General features: G+C 63.8%; 26 protein-coding genes and 1 riboswitch. Of the genes, 14 read left to right on the top strand and 12 right to left on the bottom strand.

Translation table 11 applies throughout. The annotated features are described in order from the left end of the window. Positions 1-6 precede the first annotated feature (6 nt). Positions 7-477, bottom strand: coding sequence for a hypothetical protein (locus ACQP2U_RS39420; protein ID WP_433712246.1), 471 nt, complete (start codon positions 475-477; stop codon positions 7-9). A gap of 362 nt (positions 478-839) precedes the next feature. Between ACQP2U_RS39420 and ACQP2U_RS39415 the strand changes: the two genes are divergently transcribed. Continuing rightward, positions 840-1,586: a hypothetical protein gene (locus ACQP2U_RS39415; RefSeq protein ID WP_433712245.1), complete on the top strand. Its 747-nt coding sequence runs from the start codon at positions 840-842 to the stop codon at positions 1,584-1,586. 96 nt (positions 1,587-1,682) lie between these two features. After that, complete coding sequence (locus ACQP2U_RS39410) at positions 1,683-2,354, top strand: hypothetical protein (RefSeq protein ID WP_433712244.1); 672 nt, start codon at positions 1,683-1,685, stop codon at positions 2,352-2,354. Between the two features lie 32 nt (positions 2,355-2,386). Here the strand turns inward: ACQP2U_RS39410 and ACQP2U_RS39405 are convergent, their stop codons facing one another. The 3 genes from ACQP2U_RS39405 to ACQP2U_RS39395 all read right to left on the bottom strand — a co-directional run bounded on the left by ACQP2U_RS39405 (position 2,387) and on the right by ACQP2U_RS39395 (position 4,666). Beyond that, positions 2,387-3,601, bottom strand: coding sequence for an O-succinylhomoserine sulfhydrylase (locus ACQP2U_RS39405; protein ID WP_433712243.1), 1,215 nt, complete (start codon positions 3,599-3,601; stop codon positions 2,387-2,389). Continuing rightward, positions 3,598-4,014, bottom strand: coding sequence for a rhodanese-like domain-containing protein (locus tag ACQP2U_RS39400; protein ID WP_433712242.1), 417 nt, complete (start codon positions 4,012-4,014; stop codon positions 3,598-3,600). Before ACQP2U_RS39400 ends, ACQP2U_RS39405 begins: the two co-directional genes overlap by 4 nt. Before the next feature lie 14 nt (positions 4,015-4,028). Then, a riboswitch (SAM riboswitch) is annotated at positions 4,029-4,145 on the bottom strand. 65 nt (positions 4,146-4,210) lie between these two features. Beyond that, a complete protein-coding gene (locus ACQP2U_RS39395; protein WP_433712241.1) occupies positions 4,211-4,666 on the bottom strand; it encodes an Rv0361 family membrane protein in 456 nt (151 codons plus the stop codon). Between the two features lie 318 nt (positions 4,667-4,984). On the opposite strand from ACQP2U_RS39395, the gene ACQP2U_RS39390 reads away from it, so the two are divergent. Both ACQP2U_RS39390 and ACQP2U_RS39385 read left to right on the top strand, forming a co-directional pair. Next, positions 4,985-6,427, top strand: a complete 1,443-nt coding sequence (locus tag ACQP2U_RS39390; RefSeq protein ID WP_433712240.1) for an FAD-dependent oxidoreductase — start codon at positions 4,985-4,987, stop codon at positions 6,425-6,427. Positions 6,428-6,521: 94 nt separating this feature from the next. Further along, complete coding sequence (locus tag ACQP2U_RS39385) at positions 6,522-7,412, top strand: amidohydrolase family protein (protein WP_433712239.1); 891 nt, start codon at positions 6,522-6,524, stop codon at positions 7,410-7,412. 56 nt (positions 7,413-7,468) lie between these two features. Here ACQP2U_RS39385 and ACQP2U_RS39380 read toward each other — a convergent pair whose 3' ends face one another. Further along, positions 7,469-7,966 (bottom strand): DUF456 domain-containing protein, encoded by a 498-nt coding sequence (locus ACQP2U_RS39380; RefSeq protein ID WP_433712238.1) that lies wholly within the window; start codon positions 7,964-7,966, stop codon positions 7,469-7,471. Between the two features lie 228 nt (positions 7,967-8,194). Here ACQP2U_RS39380 and ACQP2U_RS39375 point away from each other — a divergent pair, with 228 nt between their 5' ends. Both ACQP2U_RS39375 and ACQP2U_RS39370 read left to right on the top strand, forming a co-directional pair. Further along, positions 8,195-8,698 carry an effector-associated constant component EACC1 gene (locus ACQP2U_RS39375; protein ID WP_433712236.1) on the top strand — a complete coding sequence of 168 codons (504 nt, stop codon included), beginning with the start codon at positions 8,195-8,197 and terminating at the stop codon, positions 8,696-8,698. Further along, complete coding sequence (locus ACQP2U_RS39370) at positions 8,698-10,053, top strand: caspase family protein (RefSeq protein ID WP_433712235.1); 1,356 nt, start codon at positions 8,698-8,700, stop codon at positions 10,051-10,053. The genes ACQP2U_RS39375 and ACQP2U_RS39370 overlap by 1 nt, the downstream gene beginning before the upstream one ends. Before the next feature lie 1,142 nt (positions 10,054-11,195). On the opposite strand, the gene ACQP2U_RS39365 is transcribed toward ACQP2U_RS39370, so the two are convergent. From ACQP2U_RS39365 to ACQP2U_RS39345, 5 genes are read right to left on the bottom strand one after another with little or no spacing between them, the layout of a single operon-like run. Continuing rightward, positions 11,196-12,305, bottom strand: coding sequence for a hypothetical protein (locus ACQP2U_RS39365; RefSeq protein WP_433712234.1), 1,110 nt, complete (start codon positions 12,303-12,305; stop codon positions 11,196-11,198). Between the two features lie 22 nt (positions 12,306-12,327). After that, on the bottom strand, positions 12,328-12,810 hold the full coding sequence (locus ACQP2U_RS39360) for a hypothetical protein (protein ID WP_433712233.1): 483 nt from the start codon (positions 12,808-12,810) through the stop codon (positions 12,328-12,330). 54 nt (positions 12,811-12,864) lie between these two features. After that, complete coding sequence (locus ACQP2U_RS39355; RefSeq protein WP_433712232.1) at positions 12,865-13,083, bottom strand: hypothetical protein; 219 nt, start codon at positions 13,081-13,083, stop codon at positions 12,865-12,867. After that, positions 13,080-13,412, bottom strand: coding sequence for a hypothetical protein (locus tag ACQP2U_RS39350; RefSeq protein ID WP_433712231.1), 333 nt, complete (start codon positions 13,410-13,412; stop codon positions 13,080-13,082). The genes ACQP2U_RS39355 and ACQP2U_RS39350 overlap by 4 nt, the downstream gene beginning before the upstream one ends. Positions 13,413-13,464: 52 nt before the next feature. Then, positions 13,465-14,259, bottom strand: coding sequence for an IS5 family transposase (locus ACQP2U_RS39345; protein WP_433716563.1), 795 nt, complete (start codon positions 14,257-14,259; stop codon positions 13,465-13,467). 1,299 nt (positions 14,260-15,558) lie between these two features. Between ACQP2U_RS39345 and ACQP2U_RS39340 the strand changes: the two genes are divergently transcribed. From ACQP2U_RS39340 to ACQP2U_RS39320, 5 genes are all read left to right on the top strand, one after another. Then, the gene (locus tag ACQP2U_RS39340) at positions 15,559-16,794 is read left to right on the top strand and encodes a helix-turn-helix domain-containing protein (RefSeq protein WP_433712230.1); all 1,236 of its coding nucleotides are present in this window, start codon (positions 15,559-15,561) and stop codon (positions 16,792-16,794) included. Positions 16,795-17,348: 554 nt separating this feature from the next. Then, positions 17,349-18,092: an SDR family NAD(P)-dependent oxidoreductase gene (locus ACQP2U_RS39335; RefSeq protein ID WP_433712229.1), complete on the top strand. Its 744-nt coding sequence runs from the start codon at positions 17,349-17,351 to the stop codon at positions 18,090-18,092. An 89-nt stretch (positions 18,093-18,181) separates the two neighbouring features. After that, positions 18,182-18,628: an RpiB/LacA/LacB family sugar-phosphate isomerase gene (locus tag ACQP2U_RS39330; RefSeq protein WP_433712227.1), complete on the top strand. Its 447-nt coding sequence runs from the start codon at positions 18,182-18,184 to the stop codon at positions 18,626-18,628. Positions 18,629-18,668: 40 nt separating this feature from the next. Next, complete coding sequence (locus tag ACQP2U_RS39325) at positions 18,669-19,310, top strand: DJ-1/PfpI family protein (RefSeq protein WP_433712226.1); 642 nt, start codon at positions 18,669-18,671, stop codon at positions 19,308-19,310. A gap of 57 nt (positions 19,311-19,367) precedes the next feature. Next, positions 19,368-19,820 (top strand): MarR family winged helix-turn-helix transcriptional regulator, encoded by a 453-nt coding sequence (locus ACQP2U_RS39320; protein ID WP_433712224.1) that lies wholly within the window; start codon positions 19,368-19,370, stop codon positions 19,818-19,820. Positions 19,821-19,988: 168 nt separating this feature from the next. Here the strand turns inward: ACQP2U_RS39320 and ACQP2U_RS39315 are convergent, their stop codons facing one another. Further along, positions 19,989-20,744: an HAD-IIA family hydrolase gene (locus ACQP2U_RS39315; protein WP_433716734.1), complete on the bottom strand. Its 756-nt coding sequence runs from the start codon at positions 20,742-20,744 to the stop codon at positions 19,989-19,991. Between the two features lie 483 nt (positions 20,745-21,227). On the opposite strand from ACQP2U_RS39315, the gene fgd reads away from it, so the two are divergent. After that, positions 21,228-22,238, top strand: coding sequence for a glucose-6-phosphate dehydrogenase (coenzyme-F420) (fgd, locus tag ACQP2U_RS39310; protein WP_397033859.1), 1,011 nt, complete (start codon positions 21,228-21,230; stop codon positions 22,236-22,238). Positions 22,239-22,333: 95 nt separating this feature from the next. Here fgd and ACQP2U_RS39305 read toward each other — a convergent pair whose 3' ends face one another. Beyond that, positions 22,334-22,837: a nitroreductase family deazaflavin-dependent oxidoreductase gene (locus ACQP2U_RS39305; RefSeq protein WP_433712223.1), complete on the bottom strand. Its 504-nt coding sequence runs from the start codon at positions 22,835-22,837 to the stop codon at positions 22,334-22,336. Between the two features lie 80 nt (positions 22,838-22,917). Here ACQP2U_RS39305 and pta point away from each other — a divergent pair, with 80 nt between their 5' ends. Then, positions 22,918-24,990, top strand: coding sequence for a phosphate acetyltransferase (gene pta / locus ACQP2U_RS39300; RefSeq protein ID WP_433712222.1), 2,073 nt, complete (start codon positions 22,918-22,920; stop codon positions 24,988-24,990). A gap of 182 nt (positions 24,991-25,172) precedes the next feature. After that, positions 25,173-26,435, top strand: a complete 1,263-nt coding sequence (locus tag ACQP2U_RS39295) for an acetate kinase (RefSeq protein ID WP_433712221.1) — start codon at positions 25,173-25,175, stop codon at positions 26,433-26,435. The last annotated feature ends 103 nt before the right edge of the window (positions 26,436-26,538 follow it).

The raw sequence follows: 26,538 nt of genomic DNA, 5'->3' as shown, positions 1-26,538 counted from the left end.
GAGTGGTCAGCCACGATTCGTTCGTGACGCCTGCGGCAGTTGCTCGCTGTCCGGGGTGTACAGACGTACCGCTCGAACCGCGGCGGCGACCGCTACGAGCGGGGGTATGCGATGGCCGTCTCCGCCGCCCGCCGACCATGCGAGGCCGAGTCCCGAAACAGGAGGCAGGGGCCATACGGCGCGGTCGACGTGAAGCACCGCCCCGCAGTGTCGGAGGTACTCAATAGCCCGATCGGCTTTGCTGATGCCGGTGACGAGTCGGATATGGCGCCCGACCGGACCGCCGATAGCGATGGTGGGTCCAGACAGGCCATTGTCCTGGAAAAACAACTCCACCCCGATTCGCAGCGCAGCAGGTAGCTCGATTCCGGCGCGTTCCACTCCGAACGTCACCACGAGCGTGTCGTCGGCGTGGCCGATCGACCAATCGAACCGGTGAGCCGTCGCGGCGGATTCGGCGGCGGCCGTGGACGCCATTGGATTCGTCGGTGTCGCAATCAATGTGTACCCCCTTTTCGAGCATGGACAGTGGGCGCGGAACGCACATATGCCCGGACGTCGGTGGTGGGCCGCCATATCGTTACGCTGGCCGATCGGTTGGGGAGAGCATCGGGCATTCGCCTTGCCCGCGTTCTGCTCTCTGGGATCCAGGTTTTATTCGAGTAGATGTCGTGGACCGGAAGACCGTTTCGGCGGATGTTCTCGAAATCGCGCAAAGGTAGCTATGTACCAACCGCAGGGCATATGGCTAATATTTGGCTAGCAAAGCGGAAAATTTAATTAAGATCGATCCGGTAAATCTGTGAACTGGGCGTATCTCGCCGCTATAGTCCTCGGCTATGACTGATGTACAAGTAAGCGACAGTGGGTATGCCTTCGCTCGCGATATGTGGGCAACTGAAAGGTTGTGGCTGTCACGGTCCGTGCGGACTATCCTCCTCGGACTCGCCGGCCAACTGAGCGGGCTCGGACCACAGGCATGGACTCGCTATGAAGACGGTGAGCTGGAATTCCTGGAGGCACGCGAGTTCCAACTAGCCTTACTGCGAGTGCACAGTGTGCTCGCGAACGAGATCGACGCCGGGATGACGGAAGCCGCCGCCGCCGCCCTCGACCATACGGCCGGACTGGGCGACGTCGCCTCCGTCACGGGCCTGGACCGGGCGCATATCTATCAGCGCTGGGGCGCCCTCACCGCGGTCGGTGAACGTATTGCGCTCATCATCTCGCAGCCGTGGCCGGATGCCGGGCCGTCTGCCCTCCAGTCCCCCGAAGCACTCTACGAGCGAGATCGGCGATGGTGGCGGGTGAGCAGCGCCGCGAGACGCCACGCCCACTACGCCATCGTTGTCGTCGACCGACTGGTCCAACGAGTATATGCGATCGGCCCGGACGGTTGGCAATCGGATTCCACCGGAACACGGTGGGAGTTCCGGGCACTCGGGTCCGAACCGCTATCGCAGATCCACGTGGACCGTGCATACCGAAAGGGTCACCTACCGGTCCGATTGGGCGACCCCTATCCCGCCCGGCTGGATCGCGCGTGTGTCCCCAGTTACTTCTCGGATGGGCACGATGGCGACTGAGGTGCGGACATCGATGTCATCCCCCATTTCGAGCTGATCGAGACCTTCGCGGACTTCTTCGGTGCCACCCCTACTGGCAATAGAAAAGGACATTTCATGATCGAAATCTCGCGTATCGCGGCGATCGGTATCGCATGCGTCGCAGCAATCGCGCCGGTCACCGCCCGCGCGGAAGCACCCGCCGAACATGACATCGAGTACAAGATCACCTCGATGGAACGCGTTGTGACAACCACGCTCTCGGGAGGGACCTTCGTACTCGACCACGATCACAGCTCGTTCACGATTCGCGATGAGAGCGGCGCACCCGTGATGGTCGTGCCAACGCGATTCGCCGTGGGCGACAAGGTGCTCACAGTCGACTCCGCACTCAGCAAAGACGCGAAGGAGCTGCGGTTGACGCCTGGTGAGCTGCGACCGGCCGCCGCGCTGGCCGCGACGCCGGTCGCATCGCCCGTCGAGAACCAGGCCGCGCTCGCGGTGTTCTCGACCCGAATGGGGCTTGCCGCCACGCTCGGTACATTCGTCGGCACCACGATCGGTCTGGTCGTCGGAGGCGTTACCGGATGCATTATGGGTTTGCCGCCGCTCGGGGTGGGCTGCATACCTGCCGCGATCGCCGGTGCGGGGATCGGCGGCATTTTGGGGACAATCGCGGCCGGGGGACCGGTCCTGGTGCTTTCGGCTGTGGAGCTGATCGAGACGCTCAACGCACCCGACGGCACGAGTAAATGGGCGCAGAACTCTCCGCTGAAACCCGCGAATTAGGTGATCAGCTACGCGATGTCACTCCTCATCATCTAGCTCAGCGCGTAGTCCAAATCGCCCAGCAAATCCTCGACATCCTCCAGCCCCACCGAGACGCGGACGACGCCGTCGGACAGGCCGATGGTGGCGCGGCCCTCGGGGCCCATGGCGCGGTGGGTTGTGGTAGCCGGATGGGTGATGAGGGTCTTGGAGTCGCCGAGGTTATTGGAGATATCGATGATGCGCAGGCGGTTGAGCACCTCGAAGGCGCGCTTCTTGGCCTCGTCCTCGGGCGCATTCAGTTCGAAGGTGACCACGGTGCCGCCGCCGCTCATCTGGCTGATCGCCAGGTCGTGCTGCGGGTGCGACTCCAGGTACGGGTAGCGCACCCACGAGACGGATTTGTTGCTCTCGAGGAAGCGCGCGATGCGCAGTGCGGCTTCGGTCGAATGACGCACGCGCAGCGGCATGGTCTCCAAACCCTTGAGCAGGGTCCATGCGTTGAAGGGGCTCAGCGCCGGGCCGGTATGGCGCATAAGGGTTTTCACCGGACCGCCGATGTAGTCCTCGGCGCCGAGGATCGCACCACCGAGCACCCTGCCCTGACCATCGATGTGCTTGGTGCCCGAATACACCAGCACATCGGCACCGAGTTCGAAACCGCGCTGCAGCAGCGGCGTAGCAAAGACGTTGTCCAGCACCACTTTCGCGCCTGCGGCGTGCGCGAGCTCGGTCACCCGGCGCACGTCGACCAGCGTCTGCATCGGATTGGCCGGTGTCTCGAAGAATACGGCCTGAGTCGGCACCGAAAGCGCCTGCTCCCACTGATCCAGATCATCGCCGTCGACGAAGACCGTCTCCACACCCCAGCGCGGCAGGATCTCGTTGCACACCACGAAGCACGAGCCGAACAGGCTGCGCGCGGCCACAAGTCGGTCGCCCGCGCCCAAAAGCGCACCGAGCGCGGTGAATACGGCCGCCATACCGCTCGCGGTCGCGAAACACGCTTCGGCGCCGTCGATCAGACGCAGCCGCTCCTCGAACATGGCGACCGTCGGGTTGCCGTAGCGGGAGTAGACGAAATGCTCGATATCGCCGGTGAATGCGGCCTCGGCCGCCTCGGCGCTCTCATAGACGAAACCGGAGGACAGATACAGCGCCTCGGCGGTTTCCTCGAATCCCGAGCGGCGCAGGCCACCTCGCACGCCGAGCGTCGCGGGACCGACACCTTCGGGCAGCGGCTTGTCGAACGCGCCACCGGTGATCATGACTGCCGCCACGGCAGGCCGATGGCGCGCCAGCCGGAACCGCCACGATGCCCGAACTCGTCGATCGGGCCCTCGAAGCCCTCCAGCACATTGAACGACGGAGCGATGCCTGCCCCGGTCGCGGCCACCGCCGCGCCAACCGAGCGCTGTCCGGAGCGACAGAGGAAGACGACGGGCGCCGCCGGATCGCGACCCTCCAGCGCCTTGGTCAGTTGCTCGACGAATTCACCGTTGCGGGCGCCGTTGCTGTCGACCCATTCGATCAGGACCGTCGGCCGGTCGATCGAACTCGTATCCGGCACGCCGACGAAACGCCATTCGGCCTCGGTGCGCACGTCGACCAAGACGGCTTCGGGGTTGTCCTGCAATAACTCCCACGCCTGCTGTGGGGTGATGTCACCGGCATATGTCATGCGATCCTCCTGTGAATCCACGCTTGCCGCACCTGGGCTTCGGTGCGCGGCCAGGTCGTCACCCGGAGCACCCCACCGCGGAGGAGGGTTGCCGACCAGCCAGCCGGGGCTTGGCGCTGGTACTCATGACCCGAAAATGAGATTGCCTGGGCAGGTGCCGCCGTGTCAAACCCCAGTTCGCGCCGCGCAGAAGTAATCAACCGCAGACGATCCAGCGGTCTTGGGAACGGGTCAGATTCCAGGTGGCCGGGGTCTCCCGGCCGTCGACCGCGATGGTCACCGTCGCCTTGGCTTTATCGCCGTCGACCATCGAATTGTCAATCTTGGTGACCTTGATCGACTTTCCGGCGGCGGACCCACCGAACTGACCTGCGAGCGGTGTCTTGCTCTCATCGAATCCCGGACAGGCCACCCCAGGCGGCGGTGTGTCGTCGGTGGTGGCGCGGGCCTCCGCGTAGCGCTGCACCGCTGCCGCGATCTTGTCCGATTCTGTGACATTTTTCTCAGCGGGCGAAAGTACCGCCCCGAGCACGATCGCGATGAGCACGACAGCGGCGAAGACGGCCGCCGCGATGAACGGCGCGATGGAGCGACGATCGGTCTGATCGACCTCGATTACGGGTTCTTCATCGGTGCCCTGCTGCTCTGTCATGCGTCGATCATCCCTGGTCGACGGTGGTATCCGGCACTCGCCCCCGCGCGCACGCCATTACCCGCGACGCGCGGATTTGATAGATGTCACCAGAGCGGGTAGTCACGGTAGGTGGGCCGGGACAGCAAACACCCGGTGTACGCACCGCCGCAGGGTGCGCGCTATGCCACCGATAGAATCGCGAGACTGCGGCGTGGCTGTCATAGCCGAGATGGCCGCCTGTTCGTATCGGCAGATGCGACCGAGAGGGTGCGTCAAGTTAGCCTAAGCTAAGACTGACGCCGTCAATTGTTTCGACCATAAGGGTGCGCGTAAGAGATGACCGAAAACAGTGCTGAGTCGACCAGCGGTGCGCAAGCTGCCTCCTCCAGGCCTGACGCGCACACCGCGGGGCCTCGCCCGCTTCGCATCGCGATCGTAGGCGCAGGCCCGGCCGGTATCTACGCCGCCGACGCGTTGATGAAGTCCGATGCCGAGGTGAGCATCGACCTGTACGAGCGCATGCCCGCGCCGTTCGGATTGATCCGCTACGGCGTCGCGCCGGACCATCCGCGCATCAAGGGCATCATCACCGCCCTGCACAAGGTGCTGGACAAGCCGCAGGTCCGCTTGCTCGGCAATATCGACTACGGTACCGACATCACCCTCGATGATCTGCGCACGTTCTATGACGCGGTCATCTTCTCCACCGGCGCCAACGCCGACCGCGCACTGCCTATCCCCGGCATCGACCTGGAGGGCAGCTACGGCGCCGCGGACTTCGTCTCCTGGTATGACGGCCACCCGGACGTGCCGCGCACCTGGCCGCTGGAGGCGGAGAAGGTCGCGGTCCTCGGCGTCGGTAATGTCGCACTCGACGTGGCGCGCGTGCTGGCCAAGACCGGTGACGAACTGCTGCCCACCGAGATCCCGCCGAACGTTTACAACGGCCTGCAGGCCAATAAGGCCGTCGAGGTGCACGTCTTCGGGCGCCGCGGCCCGGCGCAGGCCAAGTTCACCCCGCTCGAGCTGCGCGAACTCGACCATTCCCCGACCATCGAGGTCATCGTCGATCCCGAGGACATCGACTATGACGAGGGCTCCGAGGCCGCGCGGCGGCACTCCAAGCAGGTCGACATGATCGCCAACACTCTGGAGCAGTGGGCTATCCGCGATGTCGGCAACCGCCCGCACAGGCTGTTCCTGCACTTCTTCGAATCGCCCGCCGAGATCCTCGGCGAGGACGGCAAGGTCGTCGGCCTGCGCACCGAGCGCACCCAGCTCGACGGCACCGGCAATGTCAAGGGCACCGGTGTGTTCAAGAAATGGGACGTCCAAGCCGTCTATCGCGCCGTCGGCTACCTGTCGCAGAACCTCACCAACCTGCCGTTCGACGATCAGGCCGGTGTCGTCCCGAACGAGGCCGGACGCGTCCTTGCCGACGAGGACGCGGACGGTGCGGACCGCTACCTTCCCGCCACCTATGTCACCGGCTGGATCAAGCGCGGCCCGGTCGGCCTCATCGGCCACACCAAGGGCGACGCCAACGAGACCGTGGCCTGCCTGCTCGACGACAGCGTGAACTTCACCCCGGCCGCCGAGCCGGAACTGGACGCGGTCACCGAATTCCTCGAGGGCAAGGGCATCCCGTTCACCACCTGGCAGGGCTGGTACCGCCTCGACGCGCACGAGCGTGCACTCGGCGAGCCGGAGGGCCGCGAGCGCGTCAAGGTCGTCGAGCGCGAGGACATGCTGCGCGCCAGCGAGCCGCACAAGGTCTAGTCCCGCCGCTGGGCGGCGACGGAAATCCGTCGCCGCCGCAGCAGCTCGCCAACATGAGCCGGGAATCTCCCTCCCTCAGGCGGGAGCGGATTCAATGAGGCATTCTGTACAAGTGTTCGATGCCCATCTCCACATCTTCGACCCGCGGTTCCCGCTGGCCGAGAACGAGGGCTACCTGCCCGACCCGTTTACCATCGCCGATTATCGAAAGCGTATGTCGCGGTTCGATGTCGGCGGCGGGGCCGTGGTCAGCGGATCGTTCCAAGGCACCGATCAGACCTACCTCAAAGCGGCGCTGGCCGAGCTCGGCGAGGGGTGGGTCGGCGTCACCGCGCTGGACCCCGACGCCACCGACGAAGAGATCATCGAACTCGACCAAATCGGTGTGCGTGCGCTGCGGTTCAACGTCAAGCGCGCGGCCGCGGATATCACCGCGATGACGCTCCAGGCGTTGCGTGCGCACGACCTCGTCGGCTGGCATGTCGAGGTGTATATCGACGGCAACATGCTCACCTCGATGCAGCCGGTGATCTCGAAGCTGCCGGTGTTCTCCATCGACCATCTCGGCATGTCCGAGGAAGGCCTGCCCTATCTGCTGGATCTGGTGGATCGCGGGGCGCGGGTGAAGGCGACCGGTTTCGGTCGGGTGCACATGAAAGTAGCCGATACGCTGCGCCGAATCCATGCCGTCAATCCCGAGGCGCTGATGTTCGGTACCGATCTGCCCGGCACCCGGGCGGGGCGGCCATTCCGGGATTCCGATGTCGACCTGATCTGCGATGTGGTCGGCACCGATATGTTCAAGGTGCTGGAGGACAACGCGCGGGCGTTCTACCGGCTGCCCGCCCGCGAACGCGCGATTGCGGCCGACCCGACGCCCACCCTGCCGATTCACCGCACCGAGCAGCCGACGCTGCCGCTGCGGCGCGATGAACTGCCGAAGTTCGAACCGGCGGATACGATTCCGTTCCCGATCATCGAGTGAGCGCGCCCTGGCCGTCGGCCGCGACCGCAGCGTATGAGTGCCGCAGACGCTGACGATCAGGCGATGATCGCGCCGATGACCCACACGCCCGTGGCCAACAGCGCACCGAAGAGCTCGATCAGCATCGACAATCCGACGCCTTTGAGCGCGTGAACCGTTGCCTGCCAAGCGGGTTGGTTGTCACGCAGCCGCTGCAACTCCGAAAGGTATACGCCCAAAACGAATCCCACGAACAACCCGACCACCGGGATGAGGAAGAAGCCAACGATGCCGAAGATCGCACCGATGAACAGCGAGCGATTGGATACCCCCGCATCCTTCATCTTCCGGCCCGGCCAGGTGTATTTGATGACGCCGGACAGCACCAAAAAGGCAGTGCTGATAGCGAATACGATCCACGCCGTCGTACCCCCGGTCAGGAACGCCCACACGGCGATGGCCCCGAAGATCAAGATGGCCCCCGGCAGAATCGGGACGATGATCCCGACCAGTCCCACCAGAATTACCAGGCCGACAAGTACTAAAAACCACCCCTGATGGGCGTACGTTTCCACAGGTGCAGCCTATATTCCCCCCGATGCTGCGGGCGACCGGTGCGATGGTGCAGGATGCGCCGGTCTTGCCGTAGTCGCTTTGCGAAGGCCATCCGCTGTACTACGAGCAGATGTATTGTGCTGGAACAGAAACGTTGCGGTGGAGCTGAGCAGATCTAGCGAATGCGATCAGGGCAGTGATTACTGCGGTCACAACGACAACCTACTGGTGACAAGGTGCCCGGAAAGGTGGAGGGCAAGCCCCGAGGGCGCGGCAGAACCTTGAAATGTTCGTTGACTAAGGGGTGGTCTTCGACAGCGGCCGAAACCCTTTCGCCAGCGGTATTGGAATGGCCTGCAGCCGGTTCCGATCACTGGCAGGATGTGCCCGTGGATTACTCGGGGCGGTTGTGGATACGAACTGCGGACGGAGACGAACTGCGTCTGCTGCTGGCCTGGCTGCGTCGCGACGACGGACTTCGTGGCCGTGTTCACGCTGCGGATGCCGCGGTCGAGTTGGGTGAGATGGGTGGGGCTATCGACGCGATAGCCGTTGCGGTCGGTTCCGGCAGCATGGGAGCTGTGCTGGCAAAATCGCTGTCGACCTGGCTCGTCAGCCGACGCTCAGATATCAAGGTCACGCTGAGTAACGGCGACGGCCGCAGCATTGAGGTTGACGCGAAAAGGGTCGACCCTCACGTCGTATTGCAGAACCTGCGCGATCTTCTCGGGGACTCGGAGTCTTCCTTGTGATGCGATTTCCGGACCGTCTGCAGTCCAGGGCGGTTCTGATCGGTGTCGGTCGCCATGACGCGTCGTCGTTGCCGCCGATTCCAGCCGTGCCGAGGAATCTGGCCGACCTACGTGCGGCGCTCATCGATCCGGTCGGCGGCACTCTATCCGCCGAGAACTGCTGGAGCCTCGGCGATCCGGTTGCGGCAACCGACATCGGCGACGTCGTGGCGCATGCGGCGGCTCAGGCGACCGACGTGCTACTGGTGTACTACTGCGGTCATGGCCTGGTCGATGATCGGGGCAGGCTTCATTTGGCGCTGCAATCGACAGACCCAGCTCGCCCGCGCTGGACGGCATTGCCTTTCGACACACTCCGTGAGGAAATTGTCTCCAGCCCGGCTGCCGCGCGAGTGTTGCTGCTGGATTGTTGTTTCTCCGGCCGCGCGATCGAGGCGATGACAGACAGCCTGGGGATTGTCGCCGGTCAGGTAGACATCGCCGGGACCTATACGATCACGTCCACCACGGCCAACTCCGTCTCTTACGCGCCAACCGCCGATCCACACACTTGTTTCACCGGCGCTCTGCTCGCGGTATGCACCTCCTCCAAGGAGGCTCTGACGCTCGACGAACTCTACGACCAGGTCAATCGTCGCCTCCGCGCTCAGGGGCTTCCCGGACCGCAACGACGAGCCTTCAACGCCACCGGCAATATGGCACTGTTCAAGGGACCAGCGCAGCGCCCGTCACCAGTTCGACAGCCTGCCCTGCGGACGCCTTGGTCCGTTCAACAAGACGACCTGACATCTTCACCGATTCGGCAGGGTCATCAGACGAGTTCGCCGCGAAAGGCACCGTGGTGGCCAGCACTGTTGCCGCTGCCTGTGATCGCAACAGTGTGGATCACTCTCTCAGTGATCGACCAGATCGACAACCACGGCCACAGCGTCGCCACATCGGCTGCTGTGCCTCCCGCCGTAACTGGCTCGGCCCCGGCGTCAACTCCGCCCAGATTCGCGGCCTCCCCCTCGTCACCGCCGACGGTTGACAAGTCGGTGTTGGTCCGCGTGGTCACCGATATTCAGAGCAACATAGACACCACCTTGGCTGCCGATCGGGCCACCACGTATACCGCGCAGTTGAAATCTGGCGGCTGGACCATCGTCGAGTTCGGAGTCACCCGCCTAGAGACGGATCGGCCGACTGTTTACTTCAACGACAGCTCCCCAAAGGGACCGGTCGCCGCAATCGCGATTGCGAGCGAACTCGGCATTACGGCCCCGCTCGTAAAAAGCACGGCACCGTTCGGTATTCCGCTAGCTGATGTTGTCGTCGTCGCCCACGTGTGCGGATTAGTCCTTACTACGTGCTGATCAGCGCCGACCTGTTCCTTGCGACACCAGATGTGGTCTCGTCGCCACCTCGGCAAGAGATAGGGCAGGTGGCTCCGGCAGGCCGACAAGTACCAAAAGCCACCCCTGGTGCACGTCCACCGATGCATCGTAAGGGGTCTACGCGGCTGGGGCGAGTCGCAGATGCCGGGAGAGCGTCAGACGCACCAGGCAAGACGGCGGGGCCTACGACGAAAGTTTCTAGGCTCAACGCAATCCGGTCCTGCGAGCGGCTCGGGATCTCGACACTCCACGCTGATCTCGATCACCGTACTGTTTCACCTCTGCCCACTGGCGCTCACCCGCCGCCGAACCCACGCTTCTTGAGACATTCTCCGCCGAGGTCGGCGCACTCATCCTCGCCGACTGGCGATTCCGGCCCGCACCAAACCATTCCCTACAGCAATGGGCCGACGACCTCACCACACTGCAGAACGAACCACCCAGCATCTATTCCGCGCTCGCCAGATACATCGAGTCATAGACCGCTACCCGCGCTCAACGAATCTGGTGAACCCGACACCAGCCGCCTACCCATTCGCCAGATCCACTGCGCGGGGACACCCATGGGAATGACCAAGGTTGCAAGTCGCAAACAACAAACCATGCCTCTATGTCACTGAATGGGCGGTGGCGCCGCAGCATCCGCAACATGGCATCCGCCCTGAATGCCTGAACGTCTGTCGGTGCGCAGTGGTACACATGCTCACGTGCCTAGGTCTGACGAACATGACTACGTTACAAAGGTTTTCATCGATTGCGCACGAGAGATGTCGCGCTCGGAGGTGTTCGGGTACGCCGAAGCGGATCGAGGTCGTTTCGACTTCGCTTGCGTGCTGACACGTGATCATTCTCGAAATCTGATAGGGCAGACGCTCACACATCATGCGGCAGGAATCGATAAGGACCTTGCTTCATTGCTACACGATTTTGGCGGCGAGCTTCCCGTATATCTCTACCCTCACGAAGCCCGTAGCGAGGGTCGCGTCGTGCGGCACAACAGATTTCGCGGGACTGTTTGGTAAGCCTGCTCGATCTGCGACGCACCCCGGCAGGCATCCTGCACGCGGGGTGCCAGGATTGGGGTAGCCGAATCCGGCACAGCGGCGCTCAGTATTCCAGCGCTACTCGCCACGGTGTCGGCTCTCACGTTCGCGTTCGGCGCGTTCACGTTCGCGCTGCTGATGTATCGACCGGTCTCGTTCGGACTCGGCGTGTGCTCGGGCCTGGTCAACGTTAATCATCTTGGGCGGTTCATTGCTGTTGAGTCCGAGAATGCCCATTATCTGGGGCGATAGCCCATTCTCTCTTGCTAGTGCTCGCGCGTTGTTGCGTTCCTGTATAGCTCGCGCTCGGGCGTTTTCGTGTTCCTGCTCCGGCGTTCGTTGCGGTACGGGTGGTGGTGCCGGGGGTTCTTGGGCGCGTCCCGGTTTGATCTCAAGGCCGGGCATCTCCACCGCTTGCGCGTTACGGTCAGCGCGGGTGGGTGGTTGCCCGTTATCTCGGTTGTCTTCTCGGGTGAGTATCTGCGCCCAGGTCGGAAGTTCCCGCAGCACCCGTGTGGCGGGCTCGGGTTCGAGCCTGGCGCGTTCGTCTCGCGCCTTGTTCTCCCGTGCCTGCTCGTCCCGCTCTTTCGTTATTCCTCGCTGCTGAGGCTCTTTCTCTTGAGCCCGTTCCTCTTTTGCCTTGCCTTCCCGTGCTCGCACGATTTCCCGGATTTTCCCTAGCCGTTTACGTGCACGGTCGGCGCGAGTCAGCTCGTATGCCCTGATCAATTCGAGTTGTTGGGATATCAGGGACTGACCGAGTCGTATCGCCCGCGCCGCATCAGCGCGGGAAACGACCTCGTGACGAAACTGGCCGGGGAAATCGCGTTCCAATGCCTGCATATCGCCCAGCATTTTAGCCGGGAGTTTTTCACCTTCGACCGTTTCCCAGGTACTGTGTGTCAGTTGCTTGGAGTCGAGCGCCTCCCGCTCTAGACCGAGTTGCTTTCGCGCTTCTGCTTCGTTTACACGTCCTGATTTTCGTTCAACACTTCTTGCGCCTTTTCCGTCGGTTCGGGCTGAATCGAGTATGCGCCGTACCTGTTCCGGTCCGACCCTGATTTCGAACTGCCGTACCCACCCTTTGTCGGGAGTCTCCCCCCTTATCTGCGCTCTGCCTAACTCGAAATACAGACCTTTTTCGTAGTTGGACATGTCACGTCTAACGGCGTCGTATTCGTCGGGCATACCCCCCCTTTGTTACCTCAAATCAAGCGGGTTTTCCGGCTGTCCGAATGCAGTATTCGACCATCCTTGGGCCGTCGTCGTCGAAAAGCCAGTGGGCGATGGATTTCAGTGACGCACCGGCCCCGCTGGCGGCGTAGTGCACGGATGGAGTGAAATCGGTATACAACGACCAGTTCGAGGCGGACTTGTTCGTCCACGTCATTCCGGGATTCCGCCGTATACAGCATTCGCCGAGGAATCGGACGAACTGGTCCGCACGGTCCCGGTTCTCGGGCGCAATGAATCCATCCGGGTCGCCGAACAGTTCTTTCGCGGCCTCGAGAATGCGAGTCAACAGCGGAGGCTTCCACCATGTATCCGTCGAATAGTCCGCGACATCCGGAATGGTTTCGGTGAGGAACCTACTTATCTTCGATTCCATATCCTCGGGTGCGACCCAATCCAAAAACGCTTGGGTTTTGTCATCGAATTCGATATCGAAACCGATCTGGTCATCATTCCCCACGCCGATCATCCCTCCGTATGGTCGTCACTGTCCGTGTCCGGTCAGTCTCTCATCTCACGGTGAAAGGTAGAGCCGTTCATTCGGTAGGCGCTGAAGGCCGGTGGTGTCGCCAGGGAGCACATTTACCGCGTCGACGTAGTGCCGTGCCCGATGCTCTTCGATGAAAGTTAGTGCGGCGGTCAGACATGCCGCGAAGTCCATCCGCACCCCGTGCACGAACACGCTCAGGTGCACGTCGGGTACGTCCGGTAGCGGGGAAACCTGTTCAGTCATGACGTCCCCCGTAATCGTTCGGTGCTGGTGCAGGCCACGAACTTGGTTGGCGTGATCAGGTCACACGCCAGAGCGATGGCCCGGACGCGGCTGCTGAAGTGGGCCATGCTCGGCGCGATAATCGCCGCCGCTCCCTTGCCGCGTGCCGTCCCCACAATGAGGGCTGTCGGCATGAACGTGTCATCACCAATGGTGACCAACCCCGTCAGGGCGTAACCGCGTCGCTGCGCCAACTCGGTGATCACTCGTTCGTCCCGCAATAGGTGCGGGCCGCTCACATCGAGGGAAAGAACACCGATCGCCTTCGGAGCCAGAGTATTCACTGTCATGGCCGCTGCACCTGTGTCGGAGGGACTGAGAACGTGTTTGAGAACCGGATGGTCACGCGGCTGCGGTGGGTTTGCTGCGGGCGAGGCGGCGGGACATCGTGTAGATCATCGCGATGTAGATCATGGCTTCGTGGTGGTCGGGGCGAGTCTCGTAGTCGCGGACCAGGCGGCGGTGCTTGACGATCCAGGAATAGGTGCGCTCCACCACCCAGCGTCGTGGCAGGACCGTGAAACCGGCGATGTCGTCGCAGCGTTTAACGATTGTGACAGTCAGGCGGGCAACGGTTTTCGCCCACCGGACCAGGCGACCGGCGTACCCGGCATCGGCCCACACCATCGTGATGGTGGCGAACCCCGCCCGCAGCGCGGCCAGCAGCCGGATGGCGGCGTCGCGGTCCTGGATCGAGGCCACGGTGACCACGACGGCCAATAGCAGGCCGTTGGTGTCGACGGCGATGTGGCGTTTGCGCCCGTTGGTTTTCTTGCCCGCGTCATAGCCGCGGCTGCGGGCGGGGACGGTGTCGGCGCCCTGCACCGATGGGGAGTCGATGATCGCCGCCGTGGGCTGCGGCGCCCGGCCCGCGCGCACGCGGGTCCGATCACGCAGGGCGTGGTGGATCCGCTGCCAGGACCCGGCCCGTACCCAGCGGCGGTAGACGGCGTACACCGTCGAGTACGGCGGGAACTCCGCGGGCAGCTGCCGCCACGCGATCCCGCCCCGCACCACATAGAAGATCGCGTCCAAAACCATTCGGCGGCACCACTTTTCTGGTCTGCCTCCCTTGCCGCCAGTGTTGCCCGGCGGCGGGAGCAGGCCCTCCAACTGTTCCCACTGCGCGTCGGTCATCGACGACGACGGATACACCGCGACCCGGTGACCGCTGGACTGACCGCTTACCGGGCATGACGAACACGACGCGATCGGGGAAGATGACACACGAACTCCTGGTGGCACAGCGACTTCAGCAATCACTGCACTACCAGGAGTTCACTCAAATCTCGAGCGTCACGCGCCCACCGAGGCCGTTCTCAAACACGTTCTGAGGCAGAGCCATCGGGCATGAAGTCGTCAACGTCATTCACAACCCGAACCCCGATCCACGGGCACGGCAACGGAGACAACATGTCGGTGATGCCGTAATGGTCGCCGATCTTCCCATCGACCAGCGGAGCCATAGTCATGCAGAACCGGGACGGGCACTGTACCGACTCCAACTCCCCGGTCGTGCTGTTGAAGCTCCCAATCCCGCACATCGAGAGTTTGATCCACGGCCCGCAGTCACATTCAGACATGAGCGGCCCATCTGCGGACGGGCCGATACGGCGCAGAACACGCGCGGATCGCATCAACCACGACAAGCCCGGACGGTCGGAATGTGCATCGGGGTGGCTCGACCCAGCGCCGGAACTGCGCGCCCTTGTCGAGCGGTGACGGCAACGCGACAGTGCCACCGGTTCGCACCACCGACACGTTCAGACGGAACAACTCGGCGAACAGGCGAACGTCGTCGGGGATGTCCGGTCTGACGAGCAGTGTCCACCGGTTCGAGCGTGGATGCGACAGAATCGGCCCGATTTCCGAACCATGGTGTTGCATACAGGCTTTCACGGCTTGGCCGAGGTGAGCGGGGAGGATGAGTGCCCATACGTGGTCGGCCTTCATGATGATCCGCCCGAGGTGGGGAGGGTCGACGGTGGCGGGTAGGTCACACACCCGCCGGTAGAAGTGACATCGGGACAACGGGGTATCGCCAAAAGCTGTGTGGTCCATTGGATTTCAGACCCCTTGGTCAGGATGTTCGGTGGGCGTTTGCTCGGGGTGCCATTCGTGTAGCGCGTTTAGGTATCGCTCGACAACGTCGGCAGGGACATCGACCGCGAGTGGAGCGGGCGGGCCGACAAACGGCATTCGGTGCGGCTGATTCGGGTTCAGCATCGTTCCCCCTCAATACGACGAATGTTTAGGTGCGCCCGGCTCGGACAACCCCTGAATGTCCTCGGAGTCGGAGCGGACTGCATAAGGGCTAGCTGGCCGTTCTCCCCACCGGGCGCTATTCCAGATCAACACGGCCGTGTCCGGTTGTGCAGGTCTACGCTGTTTTCAAACAGCGCTTCTCGGATCTGAATACACGCGGGCGGGTGTGTGATGGACACGGCGGTAACAGGATTGCTGGGGATGGAACCTCAACGGACTGGGCGAGTACTGCGGCGGTTGCGCGACGACCGCGGGTTGAGTCTGCGCGAGCTCGCTGGGCTGACTTACTGTGCGTGGTCGCATCTCGCGAATATCGAGGCCGGTCGGCGTTGGCCGAAAGATCGGGGATGGGCTGAGCGAGTAGACCGTGCGTTGGACGCGCACGGGGAGCTGCTGGCCGCATGGGACGACGACCAGCGGGACAACGCGCGCCGGGATGACACCTTGCGAATGTTGGAGCAATCTCGACGCGAGTCAGAGGCGCTGCTCTCCGCTCCCGATGCCGCCCCGCTCGATGACATGCAAGACCGAATCATCGATGTTGCGCGCCGAGCACGGTTCGAGTCATACGACCAGACGCTGTCGCAGGCGATGGCGATTCGATCGGAGTTGATGCGTCGCATTCGTGCTGGCGCCCATCGGCCCGAGGAAATACGTGAATTGTATGTAGCTCTCGGTCGCGTTTGCGGGGTGCTGTCCTATCTCACGCTTGATCTTGGGCAAGCGGATACGGCACGAATTCACGCGCAAGCGTCGTTCGAACTGGGAGACCGGGCTGACCATGACCAGTTACGGGCTTGGGCGCGTGGCACGCAGGCGCTGGCGTTCAGGTTCGTCAAAGATTTCGAAGCGGCTCGCGATTCTGCGACCGATGGGTTGCGATACGTGACCGGTTCGACGGGGACCGCTGAAGCGCGCTTGCTGTGTGGGCTGGCCGCGTCGGTTGCGAACTTGGGTGACTCGGCAGGGGCGCTAGAACTGCTGGACGAAGCCGATCGGGCGCGCGATTCGGCGGGACCGGATGAGATTCCGGGGCTGTTTACGTTCTCGCCAGCGAAACAGATCTATTACCGGGGGTTTTCGCTGATGTGGGCCGATGACCAGAGGCTTCTGCGGAAGTCGGTCAAAGCCTCCGAGCGCGCCATTGATGCTTGGCAAGTTCAGCGCTCACCGGGTGACGAGATGCTGAGTCAGATCTACCTTGCGTCCGCGAACGCACGGTTGGGTGATCTGGATGCATCGCTTGCTGCCGTGACGCCAGTGCTGGAGAGCCCCATATCAGCGCATTTCTCGTGGGTGCGAAAGCGCCTGAACCAACTCGAGGGATTGCTGAGCCAGAACTTTCCCGACTCTAGCGTCGCGGCCGAGATGCGCGAAACCTTGACCACCTACGTGCACACCAAGTAGCCAATTATCGCCCACGCCGGCGGCGATGGCGTCGGTGAAGGGCCGTAGGTTTCATATCCGGCCGCGTGGTGTGAACAGTCGAAGCAGTCGAATTGACCACTCGCAGCGAGAATTTCAACGCGCGGGTTGGCAACGGGCTGAAGGGAATGACGGTGACGGTCGCAGGTACGAGTGGTCTCGACGCTTCGACTTCGGCACGATCGCCCCGCAATGGGACGCGGGCGGCGATGAGAAGTTTGGTGGGGTGTCAAGCCGACGCGCCTATCGGGGGCAACCATTCGGTACGCACGGTCATTGCCGTAACTGATTGGTGTGCAAGCAGTTCGTGGCCGAAGAGGGCAGATCTCAAGCGGGGGTACGCTCGATGGTGCCGTCTTGTGTATGAGGCCGACAACTACCCACCCCACGCGGTCCCTCCGCTCTGCGCGTCTTGTCACGCTGCCAGGATTCTGGCCCACTTGCCGGGTTGATGCATGGGGGAGTAATCGAGTCGGCGTTTGTGAGGCCGCTCACAGGTTGTCACGTCGCGGGTGGAGCCGGGCGTCTTTGTGGGCATGACGAACACAGAACAGACGACAGTATTGATCACCGGAGCCAACAAGGGCCTCGGTCTCGAAGCGGCGCGGCGGCTCGGGGAACAGGGGTGGACGATCTTCCTCGGGTCGCGTGACGATGCGCGCGGACGAGCCGCCGCGGAGAAACTCGCCGCCGACGGGGTGCGGGTGGTGCTGGTCCCGCTGGACGTGACCTCGGACGAGTCGGTGTCCGATGCGGTGCGGCTGGTTGGGGAGCACACCGACCGACTGGATGTGTTGATCAACAACGCCGGTGCGCCGGGAAATATTGTCGCGCCCGCGGACGCGACGGCTGACGAAATTCATTCCGTCTACGACACCAACGTGTACGGACCGATCCGGGTCACCCATGCGTTTCTGCCCTTGCTGGAGGCGGCGCAGAATCCGCGGGTGGTGATGGTGTCCAGTGGTGGCGGTTCCTTCGCGGTCGTGACCGATCCGGATCAGCCGGTCTCGAAGATGCACGAGCTCGCCTACAGCTCGTCGAAAGCGGCGCTGAACATGATTACCGTGCGGTACGCCCAGGCGCTTCCGAAGATCAAATTCAATGTCGCCACTCCCGGCGAGGTCGCACATCGCAAGTTCGCCGCCACGGACATGAACCATCACACCGGACAGCTGACGGTTACCGAGGGCACCGATTCGATCGTCGAACTCGCGATGATCGACGCCGACGGGCCGACCGGGATCTTCATCGATCGCCTCGGCCCAGTTGCGTGGTGACGGGCGCGGTGGCCCGTCCTCGGAACGGGGGACGGGCCGCTCGCCGTTTTTGCGGGGCTGTGTGATGGGGACGTTATTACGCTTGGGGTATGCGAATTTCGGTTGCGGCGGATGAGCGGGTTGGGGTGGCCGAGGAGCTGGTGGTGGAGCTCGGGCGGCGGGGACTCGAGACGTTGGTGCATGGGGCGCTGTCGGATAGTGAGCGCGACGACTGGGCTTGGGCCAGTGAGGCGGCGGCGCGGGATGTGGCCGAGGGCCGCGCGGAGCAGGGGGTGGTGTGCTGTTGGACGGGGACGGGGGCTTCTATTGCCGCCAACAAGGTGGCGGGGATCCGGGCCGCGCTGTGTGGGGATGCGGCGACCGCCGCTGGTGCGCGGAAGTGGAATGACGCGAATGTGCTTGCGCTGAGCCTGCGTTCGACTTCTCGGGCAGAGCTGACGGAGATTCTTGACGCGTGGTTCGGCGGTGAGCCCAGTGCTGATGTGGAGGATCGCGCCAATATCGCGCATCTGGCGAAGATCGAACGCGGACATTGAGACATTGACAGCATGCTGTCAAGTATGACAGCATGCTGTCATGCCTACGAAAACAGTTCATATGGCCGTTTACGACACGCTCGCCGACTGGGAGGTCGGTGCGGCGACCGCGCATATCAATCGGCCCAGCTGGCAGAAAGCGCCTGGAACCTTCCAAGTGCAGACCGTTGGGCTCACCGCCGATCCGATCATGACGACAGGTGGGATGCGGATCGTGCCGGATATGGTGCTCGCCGATCTCACGCCCGCCGCGAGCGCGATGCTGATCCTGCCCGGCGCTGACACCTGGGAGACTGGCGAACTCGTGCCCTTCACTCACAAGGCGCGGGAGTTTCTGGATGCGGGGGTTCCGGTCGCGGCGATCTGCGGTGCCACCTTCGGATTGGCGAAGGAAGGGCTCCTCGATAATCACGCCCATACCGGTGCCGCCGCGGAATACCTTGCCTACAGCGGGTATTCGGGCGGCGATCGCTATCTGGACCAGGCCGCGGTGTTGGACGGCGATCTCATCACGGCAGGTCCGACCGCGCCCTTCGAATTCGCCCGGGAGGTATTGCGCAGGCTCGATGTCTATGAACCGCATGTGCTGGACGCGTGGTATCGCTTGTTCGGCCACAGCGATCCGGCCGCATTCGCCGCGCTTTCCGAGTACGAGGCGCATAGGGCCACCGCTTCCGTGTGAGGAAGAATTCGCAGAGAATCGCCGATCGAGGAAGGCGCGCAGAACAGGAGTTCCGATATGACTGACACGCCTGAGCAGGAACTCTTCGCGAGCGTCGCCATTACCTCGTTCCAGCTGAACGGTCAATTCCTCGCCATCGCCGAGGAATTGGCCGCGCCCGGCGGAATCACGGCGGCGTGGTGGCAGGTGCTCGGCGCGGTGCTGCGCGAACCACTGCCGGTCGCCGGAATCGCCCGAGCGATGGGGATCACCCGGCAGAGCGTGCAGCGCATCGCGGACCTGTTGGTGGACAAGGGACTTGCCGAGTACCAGCCGAATCCAGCGCACCGCCGGGCCAAACTCGTCGCGGTCACCGAGTCGGGTCGCGAGGCCATCAAACGCATCAATCCACCGCATGCCGTCATGGCGAAACGGCTCGCCGATGAACTCGGTGCCGAGCAATTCGCCCTGACCGCGCAGGTCATGACCCGACTCTCCGCCGCGCTCGACGCCATCACCGACCAGGCCTGATTACCGGCTGTGGGCAACGGACCGATTCCGAACGCCTAGACCACCGTGCCCACGCCAGCGCTGCCATCAGCCGGTCGTCGATTCGGCCCAGTGAGTCAGCGAATCCGCTCACGCCAGCCCGCGCCGTCCTGGTGTGCGGCGGCCGTACCGGATGCGAATCCGCGCTGGTCAGGCGAAGGGTTTGTCGGTTCGGCCGACCAGGTCGGCAACCGAATCGAGCACCAGGGTCGGGCGGTACGGGAATTGCTCGACCGACTCGCGGGTGGAGATGCCGGTGGTGACCAGGACGGTGCGCATGCCCGCTTCGAGGCCTGAGACGATATCGGTGTCCATCCGGTCGCCGATCATCACCGTCGACTGCGAATGCGCGCCGATCCGGCGCAGTGCCGAGCGCATCATCAGTGGGTTCGGCTTGCCGACGTAGTACGGCTCCCTGCCGGTGGCGCGGGTGATCAGCGCGGCAACCGAGCCGGTCGCGGGAAGCAGACCCTCGCGGGACGGTCCGGTCGCGTCCGGGTTGGTGGCGATGAAGCGCGCGCCTCGGTCTACCAGGCGGATCGCGGTGGTGATCGCCTCGAAGGAGTAGGTGCGGGTTTCGCCGAGCACCACGTAGTCCGGAGCGCTATCGGTCAGCACATAGCCGATTTCGTGCAGGGCGGTGGTGAGGCCGGATTCGCCGACCACGTAGGCGGTTCCATTGGGGCGCTGATCGTTGAGGAAGGTCGCGGTGGCCAGCGCCGAGGTCCAGATCGCCTCCTCCGGAATATCGAGTCCGGTGTGACGCAGCCGGGCCTGCAGATCGCGCGGCGTGCGGATGGAGTTATTGGTGAGCACCAAGAACGGGATCTCGTTGCTGCGCAGCTCGGCAAGGAACTTGTCGGCGCCCGGCACCAGATGGTCTTCGTGCACCAGCACCCCATCCATATCGGTCAGGTAGGACAGGATCGGTTCATCTGGTGTGCTCACGGGTCAATTGTCGGCTACCCGCCCGCGCACCGCTGGGATACCAGATCAGGTGCGACCATCCCCACACCGTGTCGCGCACCTTCGTGCTCGAGGCTGTACGAGCGGTGGGCATCCAGCAGAGGGTACGAGCTGTGCGCGAGACACCCCGCGAGGCGCACCTTCGAGCCCGAGGCTGTACAAGTGGTGGGCATCCAGCAGACGGTATGAGCTGTGCGCGCTCGCGTAGCGCGACCCTGCACATCGCGCTGGCTCGGGCTGACTATGGTCGAGGGGAGGCCGTGTGAGAACCGATCGCGCAGCGCTCAGGTAGGCCGGTCGCGGCTCGGGAACTCCCGTGTCGCCCTTGCGGTTGTACCGGGATGCGGTCGCGGGATTCACGCGGCCGACGGTGTGCGGAACCTCCCGCACGGACCGTTGAGCTAAGCGACAGGAGTGGCGCATATGGGTGATCTCAAGCTCGGATACAAGGCGTCGGCAGAACAATTCGGACCGCGGGAATTAGTGGATATCGCGGTGGCGGCCGAGGAACACGGCCTCGACAGCGCGACCGTGAGCGACCATTTCCAGCCATGGCGGCACAAGGGCGGACACGCGCCGTTCTCGCTGGCCTGGATGGCCGCGGTGGGCGAGCGCACCAAGCGCATCCAACTCGGCACCTCGGTGCTCACCCCGACCTTCCGCTACAACCCCGCCGTGATCGCGCAGGCCTTCGCGACCATGGGTTGTCTCTACCCGGATCGCATCATGCTCGGTGTCGGTAGCGGTGAGGCGCTCAATGAGATCGCCACCGGCTACACCGGCGAATGGCCGGAATTCAAGGAGCGTTTCGCCCGGCTGCGCGAATCCGTCGATCTCATGCGCGCGCTGTGGACCGGTGAGCGCACCGACTTCGACGGCGAGTACTACAAGACCGTCGGCGCCTCGATCTACGACGTGCCCAAGGGCGGCATCCCGATCTACGTCGCCGCGGGCGGACCGCTGGTCGCGCGCTACGCGGGCCGGGCCGGTGACGGCTTCATCTGCACCTCCGGCAAGGGCATGGACCTCTATACCGAGAAGCTGATGCCCGCCGTCGCGGAGGGTGCTGCCAAGGCCGGACGCACCATCGAGCAGATCGACCGGATGATCGAAATCAAGATCTCCTACGACACCGATCCCGAACTGGCATTGGAGAATACGCGCTTCTGGGCCCCGCTCTCGCTGACCGCCGAGCAGAAGCACTCGATTACCGACCCGATCGAAATGGAGGCCGCCGCCGACGCCCTCCCGATCGAGCAGATCGCCAAGCGCTGGATCGTCGCCAGTGATCCCGACGAGGCCGTCGAACAGATCAAGCCCTACCTCGACGCCGGTCTCAACCACCTGGTCTTCCACGCCCCCGGCCACGATCAGCCCCGCTTCCTCGACCTCTTCCAGCGCGACCTGGCCCCCCGCCTGCGCGCCCTGGGCTGAGCCACAACCTGCTTCCGGTCTCAACAAATCCCCGTCGAGGGCAGTCGAATGGTTCAGCGACCCTTTGACTGCGCTCGGTTGGGGAGGGGCGGGGGTCAGGCTCGGGTGAGGGCGAAGATGCGGAGGTCTCGGGTGGTGCGGGTGCGGTAGACGCCGTAGGCGCTGGTGATTTCGATGAAGCGGGCGAAGAGGGCGTCTTTGTCGGCTTCGACCAGGGTGGCGCGCACGGGGATGCGTTGGCCTGCGATGGCGACGGTGGCATTCGGGTTCGCCAGGAGGTTGGCGGTCCAGGCTGGATGATGCTGCTGGCCGAAGTTACTGCCGATCACATAGATGGTGTCGCCGTCGTGTAGGTAGAGCAGTGGTTGGGTGCGCGGCTCACCGGATTTGCGACCGGTGGTGGTGAGCAGCATGACCGGCGCGCCGATCGGACCGAGGAGCGTGTACTTGGCGTTCGTGCGCTCGAGGATGGCCCGATCCAGCGGGGTGACTTTCCGAATCAGCCACGACCCGGGTTCGGTGGAAGCGAGCTTGGTCGCCAGGCGGGCAAGAAAATTGGTGTTCGAACCCCACTGCTGCTTCGGGAATTGCTCAGCCATGCCCGGACTATATACGGATAGTCGTGATTGCCGTCTCGCCGAACGGTCGAGGTAGCGGCGGGTTCACTAAGCTTTCGGGCATGGCCGATTCCGCTCCATCCGCTGTGTACATCGCATCTCCGGAGGGTGACACCGGAAAATCGACGGTGGCCCTCGGCATGCTCCAGATGCTGTGCGCGACCACCGCCCGGGTCGGCGTATTCCGCCCGATCACCCGCTCGACCACCGAGCCGGATTACATCCTGGAATTGCTGCTCGAGCACAGCACTGCCGATATCGATTACGCGCAGGCTATCGGCGTCACCTACGAGCAGGTACACGCGGATCCGGATGCCGCGATCAGCGAGATCGTGATGCGGTTCCATGAGGTCGCGAAGCTGTGTGACGCGGTGGTGATTGTCGGCAGCGACTACACCGATGTGGCCAGCCCGAGCGAGTTGCGCTTCAACGCCCGCATCGCGGTGAACCTCGGCGCGCCGGTGCTGCTGGTGGTGCGTGGTGCGGGTCGTACCCCCGACGAGGTAGAGCAGTTGGCCGAGTTGTGCGCGCACGAGCTGGCTCTCGAACACGCGCACCTGATGTCCATTATCGCCAACCGTTGCGATCCAGAGCAATTGGACGAAGTCGGCGCCGCACTGCAGGCCTTCGATGTGCCGTCCTGGACATTACCCGAAGTGCCACTGCTGATTTCGCCAACCATGGCCGAGCTGTGTACCGCCATCGACGGCGAAATATTCAGCGGTGATGTGGAATTGCTGCAGCGCGAGGCGCTGAAGATTATGGTCGGCGGCATGACGGCCGAACATATTCTGGAGCGATTGGTCGACGGTGTGGTCGTCATCGCGCCCGGTGACCGTTCCGACGTACTGCTCAGTGTCGTGAATGCGCATGAGGCAGAAGGCTTTCCGTCGCTATCGGGCATCATCATGAACGGTGGCATGCTGCCGCATCCGGCCATCGCGAGGCTGATGAACGGGCTCAAGCCCAAGCTGCCGATTCTCACCACCGAGCTCGGCACCTACGACACCGCGAGCGCGGCCTTCCGCACCCGCGGCCGCATGTCGGCGGGCAGCCCGCGCAAGGTCGATACCGCGCTGGCCCTGATGGAACAGCATGTCGACGCGCCCGAGCTGTTGCGGCGCATCGAGATTCCGGATACCCCGGTGGTGACACCGCAGATGTTCGAATACCAGCTGATCGAACGCGCCAGGGCCGACCGCAAGACCATTGTGCTGCCCGAGGGCGACGACGACCGGATTCTGCGCGCCGCCGGTCGCGTACTGCAGCGCAAAATCGCGGATCTGGTCATTCTCGGTGATGAGGCCGCGGCGCGTGCCCGCGCCGCGGAACTCGGCGTCGATATCTCGGCAGCACGGGTACTCGACCCGCGCACCTCCGGCTATCTCGAAGAATTCGCCGCGGAATACACCGAACTGCGCAAGCACAAGGGCATGACACTGGAGCGCGCCCGCGAAACCATGGCCGATATCTCGTATTTCGGCACCATGATGGTGCACAAGGGGATTGCCGACGGCATGGTCTCCGGCGCCGCGCACACCACGGCGCACACCATCCGACCGTCCTTCGAGATCATCAAGACCGTGCCGGGCGTCTCCACCGTCTCCAGTGTGTTCCTGATGTGCCTGGCCGACCGGGTGCTCGCCTACGGCGACTGCGCCGTCGTCCCGGATCCGACCTCGGAGCAGTTGGCCGATATCGCGATCTCCTCCGCGCACACCGCGGCCCGCTTCGGCATCGACGCGCGGATCGCGATGCTGTCGTACTCGACCGGTGAATCCGGTAGTGGCGTCGATGTGGACAAGGTGCGCGTCGCGACCAAACTGGTCCGCGAGCGCGCGCCGGAGCTGCTGGTGGAGGGCCCGATCCAGTACGACGCCGCGATCGAACCGACCGTGGCGACCACCAAACTTCCGGGTTCCGAAGTGGCCGGGCGCGCAACGGTCTTCGTGTTTCCCGACCTCAATACCGGTAACAACACCTATAAGGCGGTTCAGCGCAGTGCCGGTGCGATCGCGATCGGCCCGGTGCTGCAGGGGCTGCGCAAACCGGTCAACGATCTGTCTCGCGGTGCGCTCGTCGCCGACATCGTGAATACCGTCGCGATTACGGCGATCCAGGCGCAGGAGGGTTGATGCGAACCGACTCGTTCGATGCGCAGACCATGTCCTCCCACACTGATGGCAGACCGATGAGCGAGATGTTCGGCGGGCCGGACCACACCGGTGGCCCGCGACGGGCGGCCCGCTGCGGACCGACGGGCGGCGACCGTGATTGCTGAACGAGTGCGGGGAACGCACGAAACGCAGGAGGTGTGATGAACGCGGCATCGCGGAGCGATTCGACAAGCGGCGGTGGTCCGGCGACGGGTGGACGCGATGACCTGGTATTGGTGATCAACTCCGGCTCGTCGTCGATCAAATACCAACTGCTGGACCCGGACTCGGGTGCGGTTGCCGCCTCCGGCATGGTCGATCGGATCGGCGAGGAGCAGGCCGGAATCGAGCACCAGGTCGATGGCCGAACCATCGAACATCGCGAGCCGATCGCCGATCACACGGCGGGGTTGCGGCTGGTCTTCGATGTGTTCGCCGAATCCGGCCACGATCTGGCCGCGGCGGGTGTGCGCGCGGTGGGGCACCGCGTTGTGCACGGCGGTGAGGTGTTCTACCGCCCGACGCTCATCGATGACGCTGTGGTCGCGGCGATATCCGAGCTGTCTTCGCTCGCGCCGCTGCATAATCCGGCGAATGTGGCGGGCATCGAGAGTGCGCGCGAACTGCTGCCCGGCGTACCGCAGGTCGCGGTCTTCGATACCGCGTTCTTCCACGGCCTGCCCGATGCCGCCAAGACTTACGCCATCGACGCGAAACTCGCTGTCGCGCATGGCATCCGGAAGTACGGCTTTCACGGCACTTCGCACGAGTACGTTTCCGGTCGCGTCGCCGCTCTGCTCGATCGAGATCCGGCCGACCTGAATCAGATCATCTTCCACCTCGGCAATGGTGCTTCGGCATCGGCCGTTCGCGGCGGACATCCGATCGACACCACCATGGGACTCACCCCGCTGGAGGGCCTGGTGATGGGTACCAGGGGCGGGGATCTCGATCCGGGGATCATCGCGCATCTGGTCCGTGCGGCCCATATGGATGTCGACCGGATCGATGAAATGCTGAACCGCAATTCCGGACTCAAAGGCCTGTCCGGCGTCAACGACTTCCGTGAGTTGCAGCGGCTGATCGAGGCGGGCGATGCCGCGGCCCGCCTGGCCTACGACGTGTATATCCACCGCCTGCGCCGCTATCTCGGCGCGTATCTGATCGAACTGGGCGGCGTCGACGCCATCACCTTCACCGCGGGCGTCGGCGAGAACAGCCCGCAGGTCCGCGCCGACGCGCTCGCCGGGCTGTCCCGCTTCCGCATCGTGGTCGATCCGGACCGCAATACCGCGAAGGACCGCGCCGCCCGGCATATCTCCGCACCGGGAGCCGAGGTTGCCGTGCTGGTCGTGCCGACCAATGAGGAACTGGCGATCGCGCAGTCCGCACTACGTGTTGTCGCAGCTCAGCGCGCTGATTGAGCGGCCCTAGAAAACCTCACGGAATCCTCACAGTCGCTGCGGCAGTATTGGTGTCGGATCAGGTTCGCGCCGGCGGCCGAAACCGGGCCGAACCTCCGCCGCT

Source organism: Nocardia sp. CA-084685, assembly GCF_050955785.1.
GTDB lineage: Bacteria > Actinomycetota > Actinomycetes > Mycobacteriales > Mycobacteriaceae > Nocardia.
Note: the sequence above shows the minus strand (reverse complement) of the source record. Positions and strands in the feature narration are given on the sequence as shown.

Bases quoted from the DNA above. Each gene is read 5' to 3' on its own strand.
- ACQP2U_RS39420 (WP_433712246.1), bottom strand. From the start codon at position 477: ATGGCGTCCACGGCCGCCGCCGAATCCGCCGCGACGGCTCACCGGTTC.
- ACQP2U_RS39415 (WP_433712245.1), top strand. From the start codon at position 840: ATGACTGATGTACAAGTAAGCGACAGTGGGTATGCCTTCGCTCGCGAT.
- ACQP2U_RS39410 (WP_433712244.1), top strand. From the start codon at position 1,683: ATGATCGAAATCTCGCGTATCGCGGCGATCGGTATCGCATGCGTCGCA.
- ACQP2U_RS39405 (WP_433712243.1), bottom strand. From the start codon at position 3,601: ATGATCACCGGTGGCGCGTTCGACAAGCCGCTGCCCGAAGGTGTCGGT.
- ACQP2U_RS39400 (WP_433712242.1), bottom strand. From the start codon at position 4,014: ATGACATATGCCGGTGACATCACCCCACAGCAGGCGTGGGAGTTATTG.
- ACQP2U_RS39395 (WP_433712241.1), bottom strand. From the start codon at position 4,666: ATGACAGAGCAGCAGGGCACCGATGAAGAACCCGTAATCGAGGTCGAT.
- ACQP2U_RS39390 (WP_433712240.1), top strand. From the start codon at position 4,985: ATGACCGAAAACAGTGCTGAGTCGACCAGCGGTGCGCAAGCTGCCTCC.
- ACQP2U_RS39385 (WP_433712239.1), top strand. From the start codon at position 6,522: ATGAGGCATTCTGTACAAGTGTTCGATGCCCATCTCCACATCTTCGAC.
- ACQP2U_RS39370 (WP_433712235.1), top strand. From the start codon at position 8,698: ATGCGATTTCCGGACCGTCTGCAGTCCAGGGCGGTTCTGATCGGTGTC.
- ACQP2U_RS39365 (WP_433712234.1), bottom strand. From the start codon at position 12,305: ATGCCCGACGAATACGACGCCGTTAGACGTGACATGTCCAACTACGAA.
- ACQP2U_RS39355 (WP_433712232.1), bottom strand. From the start codon at position 13,083: ATGACTGAACAGGTTTCCCCGCTACCGGACGTACCCGACGTGCACCTG.
- ACQP2U_RS39350 (WP_433712231.1), bottom strand. From the start codon at position 13,412: ATGACAGTGAATACTCTGGCTCCGAAGGCGATCGGTGTTCTTTCCCTC.
- ACQP2U_RS39345 (WP_433716563.1), bottom strand. From the start codon at position 14,259: ATGACCGACGCGCAGTGGGAACAGTTGGAGGGCCTGCTCCCGCCGCCG.
- ACQP2U_RS39340 (WP_433712230.1), top strand. From the start codon at position 15,559: ATGGACACGGCGGTAACAGGATTGCTGGGGATGGAACCTCAACGGACT.
- ACQP2U_RS39335 (WP_433712229.1), top strand. From the start codon at position 17,349: ATGACGAACACAGAACAGACGACAGTATTGATCACCGGAGCCAACAAG.
- ACQP2U_RS39330 (WP_433712227.1), top strand. From the start codon at position 18,182: ATGCGAATTTCGGTTGCGGCGGATGAGCGGGTTGGGGTGGCCGAGGAG.
- ACQP2U_RS39325 (WP_433712226.1), top strand. From the start codon at position 18,669: ATGCCTACGAAAACAGTTCATATGGCCGTTTACGACACGCTCGCCGAC.
- ACQP2U_RS39320 (WP_433712224.1), top strand. From the start codon at position 19,368: ATGACTGACACGCCTGAGCAGGAACTCTTCGCGAGCGTCGCCATTACC.
- ACQP2U_RS39315 (WP_433716734.1), bottom strand. From the start codon at position 20,744: ATGGATGGGGTGCTGGTGCACGAAGACCATCTGGTGCCGGGCGCCGAC.
- fgd (WP_397033859.1), top strand. From the start codon at position 21,228: ATGGGTGATCTCAAGCTCGGATACAAGGCGTCGGCAGAACAATTCGGA.
- ACQP2U_RS39305 (WP_433712223.1), bottom strand. From the start codon at position 22,837: ATGGCTGAGCAATTCCCGAAGCAGCAGTGGGGTTCGAACACCAATTTT.
- pta (WP_433712222.1), top strand. From the start codon at position 22,918: ATGGCCGATTCCGCTCCATCCGCTGTGTACATCGCATCTCCGGAGGGT.
- ACQP2U_RS39295 (WP_433712221.1), top strand. From the start codon at position 25,173: ATGAACGCGGCATCGCGGAGCGATTCGACAAGCGGCGGTGGTCCGGCG.